11 protein-coding genes are annotated in these 12597 nt (G+C 56.1%); 7 read left to right on the top strand and 4 right to left on the bottom strand.

Annotated features, from left to right (window positions below):
• Positions 1-108 precede the first annotated feature (108 nt).
• Together BN4575_RS21725 and BN4575_RS21720 are read right to left on the bottom strand one after the other, a co-directional pair.
• Positions 109-552 (bottom strand): hypothetical protein, encoded by a 444-nt coding sequence (locus BN4575_RS21725; RefSeq protein ID WP_141689751.1) that lies wholly within the window; start codon positions 550-552, stop codon positions 109-111.
• Between the two features lie 47 nt (positions 553-599).
• Entirely contained in the window at positions 600-1259 is a 660-nt protein-coding gene (locus BN4575_RS21720; protein WP_141689750.1) for a hypothetical protein, read from the bottom strand.
• Between the two features lie 300 nt (positions 1260-1559).
• Between BN4575_RS21720 and BN4575_RS08590 the strand changes: the two genes are divergently transcribed.
• From BN4575_RS08590 to BN4575_RS08580, 3 genes are all read left to right on the top strand, one after another.
• A complete protein-coding gene (locus BN4575_RS08590) occupies positions 1560-1772 on the top strand; it encodes a hypothetical protein (RefSeq protein WP_068977879.1) in 213 nt (70 codons plus the stop codon).
• 168 nt (positions 1773-1940) lie between these two features.
• Positions 1941-3356: a leucine-rich repeat-containing protein kinase family protein gene (locus BN4575_RS08585; protein ID WP_068977878.1), complete on the top strand. Its 1416-nt coding sequence runs from the start codon at positions 1941-1943 to the stop codon at positions 3354-3356.
• 283 nt (positions 3357-3639) lie between these two features.
• Complete coding sequence (locus BN4575_RS08580) at positions 3640-4287, top strand: thiopurine S-methyltransferase (RefSeq protein ID WP_068977877.1); 648 nt, start codon at positions 3640-3642, stop codon at positions 4285-4287.
• A 321-nt stretch (positions 4288-4608) separates the two neighbouring features.
• Here the strand turns inward: BN4575_RS08580 and BN4575_RS08575 are convergent, their stop codons facing one another.
• Positions 4609-7395, bottom strand: a complete 2787-nt coding sequence (locus BN4575_RS08575) for an insulinase family protein (protein ID WP_042019249.1) — start codon at positions 7393-7395, stop codon at positions 4609-4611.
• A gap of 162 nt (positions 7396-7557) precedes the next feature.
• Here BN4575_RS08575 and sixA point away from each other — a divergent pair, with 162 nt between their 5' ends.
• From sixA to BN4575_RS08560, 3 genes are all read left to right on the top strand, one after another.
• Complete coding sequence (gene sixA / locus BN4575_RS08570) at positions 7558-8025, top strand: phosphohistidine phosphatase SixA (RefSeq protein WP_042019250.1); 468 nt, start codon at positions 7558-7560, stop codon at positions 8023-8025.
• A gap of 133 nt (positions 8026-8158) precedes the next feature.
• Entirely contained in the window at positions 8159-8365 is a 207-nt protein-coding gene (locus BN4575_RS08565; protein WP_042019251.1) for a DUF1107 domain-containing protein, read from the top strand.
• Positions 8366-8512: 147 nt separating this feature from the next.
• A complete protein-coding gene (locus BN4575_RS08560; RefSeq protein ID WP_068977876.1) occupies positions 8513-9430 on the top strand; it encodes a DMT family transporter in 918 nt (305 codons plus the stop codon).
• 104 nt (positions 9431-9534) lie between these two features.
• Here the strand turns inward: BN4575_RS08560 and BN4575_RS08555 are convergent, their stop codons facing one another.
• Positions 9535-11151, bottom strand: coding sequence for a peptide ABC transporter substrate-binding protein (locus BN4575_RS08555; protein WP_068977875.1), 1617 nt, complete (start codon positions 11149-11151; stop codon positions 9535-9537).
• A 379-nt stretch (positions 11152-11530) separates the two neighbouring features.
• Here BN4575_RS08555 and fbp point away from each other — a divergent pair, with 379 nt between their 5' ends.
• Positions 11531-12565: a class 1 fructose-bisphosphatase gene (fbp, locus tag BN4575_RS08550; RefSeq protein WP_042020895.1), complete on the top strand. Its 1035-nt coding sequence runs from the start codon at positions 11531-11533 to the stop codon at positions 12563-12565.
• Positions 12566-12597 lie beyond the last annotated feature (32 nt).

Raw genomic sequence — 12597 nt, 5'->3', positions numbered from 1 at the left:
TATCGATTTCTTAGCCGGAGTGAATTAATTTTCCAACTATCTGTAAATGCTCTCGGAATGCTTCAATTTTAGAGAATCGTGATTCTTGAAGATGCGAGCTTATTGAGTCTATTTTTTCTCAATAGCGTGTAAACGCTCATTAATATCAGCAAGGTGTTTCTGGGCAAGTATCTGTGAGGCTAGGTTGAAAATAAGATTTGTATTGACCATATTTTTCAGATTGTCAGCTTCATGAAATCTGGCCTGGGCTACAAATTTATTGGTTTCTGGATCGATTACAGAGCCCAATGCACCACTTCCATCTCTTGCCTGAGTTAGTCGATTAAAATCAATGCTACATGTCATAAGTTGAGGTGAGTTTCCAGCTGTAGCTGTAGCTGGTAGGCTGCTCAACAAGTGATTAAATTGGGAAATGTTTTTAGGGTCGAGCTCATTACTAGCCTTGGATAAAGAATATTCATCCCAACTTCCTGTAGCATTATCTATCTTAACAAGGGGTTGATGTTCTGAATCAACAATTTCGATATTGGTTGTAGTAGAGGCTTTAGACATTCTATAGGACCTAATTAAATAATGTTGCTGTGGTTGCCATCTGCTTTTTATTCGATGTCATGTAGCATTTTCAGCATAGCTATATGAGCAACAAATGGAATTGTGAGCCGATATGCTTCGCCCACACTTTGGCCCGCTAAACCGAGAGTACTTACAATCGCAGTAGCTGGAAACATGCGAAAGGCAAAAAATGCAGCCGCACTTGCTGCTGTAGAAAGACCCATTAAAAAACCTTTTTCATCAAAGTTTAGGTGTTTATCCATCTCGAAAAAACCAGATATTACCTTTGTCTCGGTGCAACGTTCTAAGCGCTCATGTTCCTCTAAATATTGCCATTCGTTACCAAACAAACTTAAAACTATTTCATGTTCTTTTTGCGAGCATGATTTTCTTTTGCTGTCAGTTCCATTTAGCTTTTTATGCACATCCGTAAGCAACTCTGAATAAGGTAGTGGCTCACTACGGAAAATATTAACTAATGAATGTCCACCGTATTCTTGGAACTCATTTAGTATATAACGCAAGCACTCTTCAGTGTAGTTTGGCTCGGATTTTTCTGTGATTAACAAATCCTTAATAGATGAAGATAGAGCAATTCTACCATTACCATGGTCTGTCAATACATCAACTAGATAGTCAATGTGTTTTTTTTCAACTTTTTTTAAAAGATGGAGAAGAGTTAAATCACACTTAATAGGTTTTTTCATTTTTCACTCTAACTTTTGCCATTATATGTACATTGAGTAATCTAAATTAGTTCATGACTATGATGAATTAGTTTTCAAATGACTTCAAGTGACTGTGAAGAAGAAAGCTATGTGTACACCTATTGATTTAACAGAGAGTTACTATCAATTGGAAAAAATAGCATTACGAAAGAAACAAAAGGGGCGATCTGCGCCCCGAATTCTTTATAATGCCCCCCTTTAAAACCGCCGGACGCAGGTTCGGCGCGCGCTGATGGCTGGCTACGCCATCAGGCAGATCATCAGGATTGAGAAACAATTATGCATACTCTGGAACAGCTGCGCGCAGGTGAACTGTGCGGTGCCCGCCATCTGAAGCTTTCTGAAAACCTGGCGGTTTTCCCCTCCGAGATCTTCAGTGCCGTAGGGTGCAATGAAATTGCACCGCTAATATGGCGTCTGGTCGCTAGCCAAAAAGCTGCTCTGCAAACGGTGCAATGCGCTGCGCTTATTGCACCCTACGTGTTTCGTTAATCTGTTGGGGGGTGTTGTTGAACGCCATGCCTCGCCAAGGCAACAAAAGGGGCGATCTGCGCCCCGAATTCTTTATAATGCCCCCCTTTAAAATCGCCGGACCCAGGTTCGGCGCGCGCTGATGGCTGGCTACGCCATCAGGCAGATCATCAGGATTGAGAAACGGTTATGCATACTCTGGAACAGCTGCGCGCGGGTGAACTGTGCGGTGCCCGCCATCTGAAGCTCTCGGAAAACCTCGAGGTTTTCCCCCCCGAGATCCTGAGCTTGAAAGAGACGCTGGAGGTGCTGGATCTCACCGGCAATCAGCTGAGCGCGCTCCCTGACGAGCTGGCCGGGTTCAGCAAATTGCGCATCATCTTCTGCTCCGAGAACCGTTTTACCGAGCTGCCCGAGGTGTTGGGGCGCTGCCCGGCACTGACCATGGTGGGTTTCAAGGCCAACCAGATTGCTACCGTCTCGGCCAAATCGCTGCCTGCGGGGTTGCGCTGGTTGATCCTGACTGACAACGCGGTGGAACAACTGCCCGATGAGTTGGGCCAGTGCGACGCCCTGCAAAAGCTGATGCTGGCGGGCAACCGCCTGCGCGAGTTGCCCGCGAGCCTTGCCAACTGCCGCAATCTGGAGCTGCTGCGCATCGCCGCCAACCGCATCGAACGCTTCCCCGACTGGCTACTGTCGCTGCCGCGCCTCGCCTGGCTCGCCTATTCCGGCAACCCTTTTAGCGAAGGGGAGGAGGCGCGGGCCATCGATGATGCCCATGTCGCGCCCCTTGCCTGGGACACACTGGCGCTGGGCGAGCTGCTGGGGCAGGGGGCATCCGGCGTTATCCATCGCGCCACCCTTGTTGGCGACATGATTGGTGACGTGGCTGATGCCAATGCCAGTGCCGATACCGTGAGTCAGGCGAGCGACAGAGCCGATGCCAGTCAGGTGGCGGTCAAGCTGTTCAAGGGGGCGGTGACCAGCGATGGGCTGCCCCGCTGCGAGATGGCAGCATCGCTGGCGGCGGGCAGCCACCCCAACCTTATCAAGGTGATGGGCAAGGTGGCGGATCACCCCTCCGGCATTCCGGTGCTGGTGATGGAGCTGATCGACCCGGCCTTTGCCAATCTGGCCGGGCCGCCGAGCCTGGACTCCTGCACCCGGGATATCTATCCCGAGGGGCTGCGCCTGAGTGTGCCGGATGCGCTGGCGATGGCCCACGGTATCGCCTCGGTGGCGGGCCATCTGCACCGCGCGGGCATCATGCACGGGGATCTCTACGGCCACAATATCCTGTTTTCCCGCAGGTCTGATGCCCCGGCTCGCGCTTTGCTGGGGGATTTCGGCGCGGCCTCTTTGTATGAACGCAACAGCTATGACCGCAGCAACCGCGAGCGGGCGCTGGGCCTTGAGCGACTGGAAGTGCGCGCCTTTGGTTGCCTGCTGGAGGAGCTGTTGGCGCATTGCGACGCTCAGTGCTCACCGCTCGATGGGCTGCATCAGCTCAAAGCGGCCTGTCTCTCGGAAGTTCCCGCCGATCGCCCCGATTTTGCTTATATCGACCGTCAGCTGGCGGCCGTTCGCGCCACGCTGTCGTGACTTTTTTGGCGTTGGCAGGCGCTGTTTGACCTGCCAACACCATGCCTCTCATTCATTCATCGCCACCAACTCATGACGTGTTTGCATGGGTTGGTGTGCCTCTGCCCGTCATAAACGCACCCAACAGAGCCCATTGCGACAGCGAGGTGCAGGGCAAGGGGAACTCCTGTCATTCATCCGCAAAAACACTGGGGCTGCACGGCAAAAAGGGCAGGGCAGAGGGTTGCGCGGTGCCGGTTAAGTTGTGATATTGAGGCATCTTTAGTACAGAAGGGTAATAACGATGGAAGCTGCGTTTTGGCATCAACGTTGGGAAGAGAACCGGATTGGCTTTCATCAGGCGGACTTCAACCACTGGCTGCAATCCTGGTGGTCGGCCCAGCAAGCGGACGAGCCGGTGCTGGTTCCCCTGTGCGGCAAGTCCCGCGACATGCTCTGGCTCAGTGGTCAGGGTCATCCGATCGACGGTTTCGAGTTATCCAGCCTTGCCGTCAGCCAGTTCTTCAGTGAAAACCAGCTTGCCGCTACCGTGAGCGAAGTGGGCCCTTATCAGTGCCATCAAGTGGACAGCCTGCGCATTTTCCAGGGGGATTTTTTTGCCGCCCCCGAGTTGGGCCGCCGTTACCGGCTGGTCTATGACCGTGCGGCGCTGATCGCCCTGCCGACGGCGATGCGCCGCCAGTATGCTGCTCTTATCAGCTCGCTGGTGGAGACCGGTGGCCAGATCCTGCTGGTGACCCTCGAGTATCAGCCGGAGCAGCAGACTCAGCCCCCCTTCTCGGTGGGGGAGATGGAGGTGCGGGCGCTGTTCGAGCGCGATTTTCGCATCGAGGTGCTGGGGCGCGCCGCCGAGGTAGATAATCCCAAAGTGCTGGCGGGTCAGCTCTCTTACTTCGATGAGGTGGCGTACCGGCTGGTACGCCGTGGCTAACGGGCGGGCAAAGGGTGATCTGCGCCGACAAATCGTCGGGCTGCGTGTTCTTCGCTACCTCCTTTGACATAGATCAACGTGATTGGCGGTGGGAGTGCCTACTATGAGGCTGTTTCTCAATCACTGTTGGCATTGCAACGCAAGTTCAGGGTTTAGCCCGCTTGCTGATCAGCAACTCAGTGTCTGATTTTCACGCTCATGTTCACTTTTGGCGGCTTTGGTCGCAATTGTTATGGTTTTTCCAGCCGACCCTGATGGGTCGGCTTTTTATTGCCTGCGATTTACCGTAGGAAGGGAAAAACGGGGGATATCGAGGCCCGATCAGGCCTCGAAGGTGGCGGCATTGAGCCGAAATGCCTTGGGATCATCGATAAACTGACCGGTGATCCGCTCGTCATGTTCGTGCCCCTGACCATAGCTGCAGAGGATCAGCCGATCGGAGGTGCGCGAGCGCAGCTGGGTGATAAAGCGCACCAGATCGGCGCGGCTTAAGTTACCCACCTCTTCGCATACCCGTTCCCGCTGATCGAATCCCAGATCCTTGTTGCCGATGCTGACCCACAGCCGCTGGCCGCGACTGCGCAGGTTGGCATCCCGCTCGCTCAGCTGGGCTTGCAGCCCTGCTTTACTCTCCTGCCACTGCTGCTCGGTGAATTCGAGCATGGCCAGCGGGAAGAGGTCGATAAACTCCTCCACCGCATCCAGCAGGATCTGCGGCCCCGCCACCGGCGACTGGATATAGAAGATCAGGCCCGGATGGCGATTGAGGGGCAGGTTGCCGGCGCCCACCACATAACCCAGTTGCTGGCGGGTGCGCAGCTCGTGGAAGAAGGTGGAGGACATGATGTGGTTCGCCAGGGTAAAGCAGGCGAGATCCCGCGGTCGGGTGGTGCGGGACTGGTAGTAGACCAAGAGCGCCGAATCTTCGTGATCGCAACCCTGCTCGCGAATAAGGGTGCCCCTGTCTTGAATGGAGATGAGCGGGCGGCGGGTCTCGCCGCTCGGCTTGCTGCTGGTGCCATTGATATCGCTCAGGTGGCGCTCCATCAGGGCTGCCAGCTCCAGCGCCTCGGCGGCCGTCCAGTCGCCGTGCACCAGCGCCTCCACATGCACCTCGCCAAACAGCTGGGCCACGAAGGCGGGCATCTCTTCCAGCTCGACGGTGCGCAGGTGGCGCAGCAACTGCTCGAACGGCGGGTTGTTCGGCTGCAACAGGCTGGTGAGCTGGTTGAACAGCTGGGAGATGGGGCGCGCCTTGGACTGGTTTTCCCAGTTGCGAATGAGCTGCTCCTTGATCTCGGCGAAGCGGCCCGGATCCGGATACCCCAGCGTGCGGTTGCCGAGGATCATGTCGAGCAACAGCGGCTGCTTGTCGGCAAAACCGCTCAGGTTAATGGTAAAGCCCCCCTGATGGGCATAGATCTGGTAGCCCAGCCCCGCCAGCTCTGCCGGATAGGTGAGGGCGTTGAGGTGGTCGGCCAACAGCTCCACCGCGAGGCGCGCCATGGCGATATTGCGCGGATTTTTTACCGCATGTTCGCTGTCGATGGAGATGTAGAGATTGCCCTTGGGCACGCTGAACAGGTGCTCATGGAGGTGCCAGAGGCGAAAACCGGGCCGATCGATAAGACAGGCGGGCATGTCGGCGGCAAGCTGTGGCGTGCGCGGATCGAGCCGGTTGCTGATAAAGGGGTTGGGCAGCGGCAGGGCCAGCGCCTTGTCCGGCTCGCTCTGCTGCCAGCGGATCTTCTCGGCCTCGGTGATGGTCGCCACGCTGTAGGGGGTCTGATACCAGCGAGCCAGCCGATCGGTCGCCACTTCCGGCGCGGTAATGGTGATGCGCAGGTTGTGCGGGGTGAGCTTGGCGAGGAAGCGGCGGATCAGCCCCTCGTCATATTCCCGCATCATGTAGTCGCCGTAGAGCAGATCTTCGGCCTGGTAGCTAAAGAGGTTGAGCACCAGCCCCGACACCGTATCGAGGGGGCGGCCGCGCTCCTGAAAGCGGAATGCCGATTCGAGCACGGTGCGTTTTTCGTCATAGCGCCAGCTCTGCAGCCCTTCGCGGCCAATCAGTTTCAGATAGCCAAACAGGGCGGCGAGGATGTCGTCCACATGCTCAAGGCCCAGAGGGGTCAGGCCGAAGTTGACGCCAAAATCCTTGAAGTTGGCGCCGCTGATGCCACCACCCGCCGAGAGCTGGTTGACCCAGCCTTTCGCCTTGAGCAGGGAGAGCAGGCTGCCATCCCCCTCGTAGCCAATCAGATGGCTCAGGAAGGTGAGGGGCTTTTTGTCGTAAAACTCATCCACATTGGGCAGGGGGAAGCTGAGCGACAGCTTGCGGGTCTCCTTGACCGGATTGATGTGGATGCGCACGCCGAGATCATCGAGCCGGTAGAGCGGCATGGTGAGGGTCGGCGTTCCCAAATTGCGATTCAAAATGGGAGCAAAATAGCGACAGCACCACTGCAGCTGGGTATCGATCGATGCTGGCGAAATCATTACCAGCGCCATGCGATCCGCGCTGTAGTGGCTTTCGTAAAAACGGATAAGGTCGGAGCGCAGATCCCGCCCCGGCAGATCGGCCAGGGTATCGAGGTTGCCCACCGAGAATTTGGCGAAGGGGTGCGCCGGATTGACCGTCTCTTTATGCACCTGATAGCTGCGGCGCACATCATCTTGCAGCTTGAGGCGGTACTCGGAGTCGACTGCGTTGCGCTCTTTATCCACCCATTCTGCTGTGAAGGTGGGGCAGATAAAGAACTGGGAGAAGCGATCCAGCCCCGCTTCGAAGAAGCCGTTGTCGATCTCGAAGAAGAAGTTGGTGAACTCGGTGCCGGTCCAAGCGTTATTGCTGCCGCCATGGCGGCTCATAAATTGCTGGTATTCACCGGGCTTGGGGTAAGTACCGGTGCCGAGAAACAGCATGTGCTCAAGAAAATGGGCCATGCCCTGGCGGTCGGCAGGATCGTCAAAATGGCCGGTATTGACCGCCAGCGAGGCGGCGGATTTGTCGGTATCGGGATCACAAATCAACAAGACCCTGAGCTGGTTGGCCAGCGCCAGAAAATGGTATTGCCGATGGTCGTTAGGACTGGCATATGGGCTCATTGGCGTGTGACTCACGTTGGATTTATTTGAATTTAAACATGATTATCGACCGCGCGATCCCGTCAGGCAAACCCTTTTCTGAGAGGTAGCGCAATTGTTTACATACCCGTGGCGGGGTAAGATCCGCCAGCTATCAAAACAGGCCCGTTGGGCGAGGTTGTAATGAAGATCTATATCATGCGTCATGGCCAGGCTGGCATGAATGCGAAAACAGATGAACAGCGTCCTTTGACCGAGCAGGGTATTGAAGAGTCTATCGGCATGGCCCGCTGGTTGGCGCCTCAGCTGAGCGGCCCGCTGGATCGGGTGATCCACAGCAACTATCTGCGGGCCCGCCAAACCTGGCAAGCCATATGCAGTGAGTTACCTGACGCAGCAGCCGTTGAAGAGAGTGGTGACATTACCCCTTACGGTGATACCGCTTTCGTGGCCAGCTACCTCACCGCCCTGGCTGAACAACACGACCAGATCCTGATGGTCAGCCATCTGCCGCTGGTGGGTTATCTGGTGCAAAGCCTCTGTCCGGCAGCAGGCGCACCGATGTTCGCTACCTCAGGGATCGCCTGTATCGAGTGGCACAATGGCAAAGGTGCCTTGCTCTGGCTGGAAGGGCCGCATACAATAGGCTAAAAGTTAATAAAAAGTTATAAATTGAATTTTTTGGGAAGAGATGGGCGATTTTTCCGGTTTTTTATCGTTAGTTAACGGAATTATTTCGCAGAAGCTGCTGTCATACGGATACAACTGCAAGAGGTTGCAAACGATGAGAGTGTTCAAGAAGTATCTGCCACTGATGGTGGCAAAGCACGTCAAAACCTTCTTCAAAGGTCGGATTTACATCCATGGTCGAGGTCGGTTTGATTTTCAATTTGGTTTGTTGTTGATGCCGAGCGCTGCCGACATCCCTCACCGCCAAACGGTTACGGAGGTCAACCAGATGATCTCCAGACTTCATATGGATGCGGCGTGACGTTCTTCTGAACGTGTTTCTGCACAGATATACCAGCCTGTTGATGACCGTTAATATATGCCCGCGATTGTGCGGGCATATTTGTTTCTGGCTTCTCGCCCCTTATACTCGCTCGCTGTTGTCTGCTCCGTGACCCTGGATGTGTGCATGCCCCTTGCCTTCTTGTTTCCCTTCTCCTGCATTGCCATCTGGGCGGGCAATGGCATCGTCAGCAAACTGGCGGTTGGTGTGTTGTCGCCCGCCGCGATGGCGTGGTCCCGCTGGGTAGTGGCTGCCTTGGTGTTGAGCCCGTTTCTGGCCCGTCGGGTATGGCGTGCCCGTGCTCGCTTGCGGGCAGGTCTTTGGCAGATCGCCATGCTGGCGCTGCTGGGTATGGTGCTCAACCAGACCTTTGGTTACTACGCGGCGCAAACCCTGGGGGCCACCGAGATGGGGCTGATGATGGGGCTGACACCGCTGTTGACCGTGTTGTTCAGCATCTGGCTACTGCGCGAGCGGCCCACCTGGGGCGCCGTGCTGGGGGCGCTACTCTCCATCCTTGGCTTGTCTATCTTGCTGGGGCAGGGGGATCCGACCCGGCTGTTTACCCAGGGTATTCATATTGGCTCGGTCTACATGCTGCTCTCGGCGGGCACCTATGCCCTCTATAGCGTGCTGCTCAAGAAGTGGGATCTGGGGCTGGATAACTGGTCGCTGCTCTACGGTCAGGTGCTCTGCAGTGTGGTGATCCTGACCCCCTTCTTCCTGCTGGTGGATGGTCAGTTGCCCGAGGGGCGGGCGCTCTGGCTGATCTTTTATGCGGGGATCCCCGCATCGGCACTCTGCCCCTGGCTCTGGATGCAGGGGATCACCCTGCTCGGTGCCAACCGCACCGCCATTTTTATGAACCTGTTGCCGGTACTGACGGCTGGCCTTGCCATCACCCTGCTGGGGGAGCGGCTGACCAGCTATCACCTGATCGGGGGCGGTCTGACCCTGCTCGGTGTCTTGCTGGCGCAGCTGCTGGTGCGACCTGTGGTGCTGAGGCGCCGCCGACTGGCCATGGCGCCCTGTCCTGAGGAGTAATCGTGCCCGGACGGGTAATTTGGCAGCGTGATGTGCTGGCCAAGCACGAAAAAGCGCCTGCAGCAATGCAGGCGCTTTTTTATGGTCAGGCTGTGCGCGACCGGTTACTGGGCGACCAGATAGAGGTCCCGGCTATAGACGATGTCTTGCGGGTTCTGATAGGGGTAACCCTTGACGAACGGCTTGAGCAGTCGCGATTTGACGTAGAAGTAGAGCGGCGCGATAGGGGCTTCTGCCTCGATCAATGCTTCCGCCTGCTGGTAGAGCTGATTGCGTTCGGCAGCATCCTGCGCGTCATGGGCTTTGGCCAGCAGGGCGTCGTACTCCTTGTTGAACCACTTGCCGCTGTTGGCACTGCTGCTAGAGGTCAGGATATCGAGGAAGGTGGAGGCATCGTTGTAATCCCCGTTCCAGGAGTAGCGGCTCACCCCGAAGTCCCCCTCGTTGAGGGTGGAGACCATGGTCTTCCACTCCATGTTGTTGAGGGTGGCGGTGACCCCCAGGTTGTGTTTCCACATGGAGGAGACGGCCAGCGCGATCTTCTTGTGGCTCTCGTTGGTGTTATAGAGGATATCCACGGTGAGCGGTTTGTCCGGGCCATAACCCGCTTCGGCCAGCAATGCTTTGGCCTGCTTGATCCGCGCCTCTTTGCTCTGCTGCTGGCTGGCCGGTTTTTTCAGATCAAAGCCATCGACGCTCGGTGGGGTCAGGCTGAAAGCGGGCAGCTGCCCTTGCCCCAGGATCTTGTCGGTGATGGTCTCACGGTCGAGGGCCAGCGAGAGGGCCTTGCGCACTTTCGGATCATCGAACGGTTTGCGGTTCACATTGAATACGTAGTAATAGGTGGCGAGCATGGGGGCGCTGACCAGATCTTGCGGGCTTTGGCTCTTGATGTGCTTGTACTGCTCCAGCGGATAGGTGGTGTAGTGCAGCTCACCGGTGCGATAGCGGTTGTAGGCGGCGGTTTCGGAGACGATCTCCAGATAGACCACCTTGTTCAGGACGGTGTGCTGGTTGTCCCAGTAGTGGGTATTGCGCTCGGCGCTCAGTCGCTCGTTGGGGGTCCACTCCTCGAGTACAAAGGCGCCGTTGGAGACAATATTGCCCGGTTTGACCCAATCCTTGCCAAATTTTTCGATGGCCACTTTGGGGGCTGGGAACGTGGTGTAGTGAGCCAGCGTCTTCAGGAAGAAGGGGACCGGATTTTTCAGGGTCACCTGCAGGGTGTGCTCATCCAGTGCCTTGACGCCCAGCGTATCCGGGCTCTTCTTGCCCTGGATCACCTCGCTGGCATTGGTGATGCCCATCAATTCGATAAACCAGGCATAGTTGGAAGCGGTTTTGGGGTTGGCGGCCCGTTGCCAGCCGTAGACGTAATCGGCGGCGGTGACCGGTTCACCGTTAGACCACTTGGCTTCCGGCCTCAGTTTGAAGGTATAGACGGTGCCTGTGCTATCCAGCTCGTAACTGAGTGCGCCAGCGGGCAGGGTCTTGCCGTTGGCGTCGAGGGTATAGAGCCCTTCAAACAGATCGTTGACGATGGCGCTGCCTGCACTCTCTTCCACCAGTTGGGGGTCGATAGTAGTCGGCTCGCTGCCGATATTGGTGACATAGGTTTGCTGGGCATCGGGTAACAGCTTGGTGCCGGCTGGCACTTCTGCTGCCCCGGCGGGAAGGGCGAAAAGTCCGGCTACCATGCCGGCAATGAGAGTCTTGTTCATTGATAATCCTTGAGTTTTATTTGCTTCCAAAGCGAAATTAGTGTGCTGGATTGGCAATCGGATCTCAAGTGGGGGAGAAGTGGGAAACAAGTGTCAGCAGGGGCATTACCCAGCGGCAGAATGCCAGTCATCACGCGGGATACAGCCGCTTATTTGCACGAATTAAGCGGCTTGAAGTTATCGTATGAAACCTTTTAAAGGGGATAATTGAGCGAAAAAGGGACGAAATCGTCGATTTATTAGACCGCTTAATTCGCTGCAAAAAGCAAAGGCAGGCGTTACATTAGGTTACAAATCAAGGCCGTCGGTGATCGGTGTTTTTTTTGCCGACCCCTGCAAACGTTTTCAAAGCCAACTGATGCGACCTAAAGGAATAACAATGCGAAACATGATCACCATGGGTGAGTTCATCGTCAAAAAGCAGGCGGACTACCCTACCGCGACTGGCGAGCTGACCTCGCTGCTGAGTTCGATCCGCCTCGCCGCCAAGGTGGTGAACCGGGAGATCAACAAGGCGGGGCTGGCGGATATCATCGGCTCAATGGGCGCTGAAAACGTGCAGGGAGAGGTGCAGCAGAAGCTGGATGTCTATGCCAACGAGCGCTTCAAGGCCGCACTTGAGGCCCGTGGTGAGGTGTGTGGCATGGCCTCGGAGGAGGAAGAGGACTTCGTGGCCTTTGACTCGCCACTCTCCAAAAATTCCAAATACGTGGTGCTGATCGACCCGCTCGACGGCTCCTCCAACATCGATGTCAACGTCTCGGTCGGTACCATCTTCTCCATCTACCGCCGTTTGAGCCCGCAAGGTGGCGCAGTGACCCTGGAAGACTTCCTGCAACCGGGTAACCGTCAGGTCGCCGCCGGTTACGTGGTCTATGGCTCCTCCACCATGCTGGTCTACACCACCGGCTTTGGTGTCAACGGCTTTACTTATGATCCTTCCATCGGCTGCTTCTGCCTCTCTCACGAGAACATCCGCATTCCGGAAGAGGGCAAGATTTACTCGCTCAATGAGGGCAACTACATCAAGTTCCCGGACGGGGTGAAGAAGTACCTGAAATATTGTCAGGAGCGCGACGAGGCGACCAATCGCCCTTACACCTCCCGCTATATCGGATCCCTGGTCTCTGATTTCCATCGCAACCTGCTTAAGGGCGGCATCTACATCTATCCGTCCGGCACCAACTCGCCGAACGGCAAGCTGCGCCTGCTTTATGAGTGCAATCCGATGGCGTTTCTGGTGGAGCAGGCGGGCGGCAAAGCCTCAGATGGCTTTGGCCGGATCATGGATATCCAGCCCACCGCGCTACACCAGCGCACCCCTTACTTCGTCGGTTCCACCAAGATGGTGGAGCGGGCCGAGGCCTTTATGCGGGAGTTCTCTGCTCACGAGGATCCGGCCAACCAAGGCTGATAGTTCCCTGTTGACACATAGCAAATAAAAAA

Source organism: Aeromonas sp. EERV15, assembly GCF_900079845.1.
Lineage (GTDB): Bacteria > Pseudomonadota > Gammaproteobacteria > Enterobacterales > Aeromonadaceae > Aeromonas > Aeromonas sobria.
The sequence above is the reverse complement of the archived record's forward strand: the minus strand, read 5'-3'. Positions and strand labels throughout refer to the sequence as shown.

What these genes read in the sequence shown, in the direction of transcription:
- BN4575_RS21725 (WP_141689751.1), bottom strand. Translation starts at nt 552, where the DNA reads ATGTCTAAAGCCTCTACTACAACCAATATCGAAATTGTTGATTCAGAA.
- BN4575_RS21720 (WP_141689750.1), bottom strand. Translation starts at nt 1,259, where the DNA reads ATGAAAAAACCTATTAAGTGTGATTTAACTCTTCTCCATCTTTTAAAA.
- BN4575_RS08590 (WP_068977879.1), top strand. Translation starts at nt 1,560, where the DNA reads ATGCATACTCTGGAACAGCTGCGCGCAGGTGAACTGTGCGGTGCCCGC.
- BN4575_RS08585 (WP_068977878.1), top strand. Translation starts at nt 1,941, where the DNA reads ATGCATACTCTGGAACAGCTGCGCGCGGGTGAACTGTGCGGTGCCCGC.
- BN4575_RS08580 (WP_068977877.1), top strand. Translation starts at nt 3,640, where the DNA reads ATGGAAGCTGCGTTTTGGCATCAACGTTGGGAAGAGAACCGGATTGGC.
- BN4575_RS08575 (WP_042019249.1), bottom strand. Translation starts at nt 7,395, where the DNA reads ATGAGCCCATATGCCAGTCCTAACGACCATCGGCAATACCATTTTCTG.
- sixA (WP_042019250.1), top strand. Translation starts at nt 7,558, where the DNA reads ATGAAGATCTATATCATGCGTCATGGCCAGGCTGGCATGAATGCGAAA.
- BN4575_RS08565 (WP_042019251.1), top strand. Translation starts at nt 8,159, where the DNA reads ATGAGAGTGTTCAAGAAGTATCTGCCACTGATGGTGGCAAAGCACGTC.
- BN4575_RS08560 (WP_068977876.1), top strand. Translation starts at nt 8,513, where the DNA reads ATGCCCCTTGCCTTCTTGTTTCCCTTCTCCTGCATTGCCATCTGGGCG.
- BN4575_RS08555 (WP_068977875.1), bottom strand. Translation starts at nt 11,151, where the DNA reads ATGAACAAGACTCTCATTGCCGGCATGGTAGCCGGACTTTTCGCCCTT.
- fbp (WP_042020895.1), top strand. Translation starts at nt 11,531, where the DNA reads ATGCGAAACATGATCACCATGGGTGAGTTCATCGTCAAAAAGCAGGCG.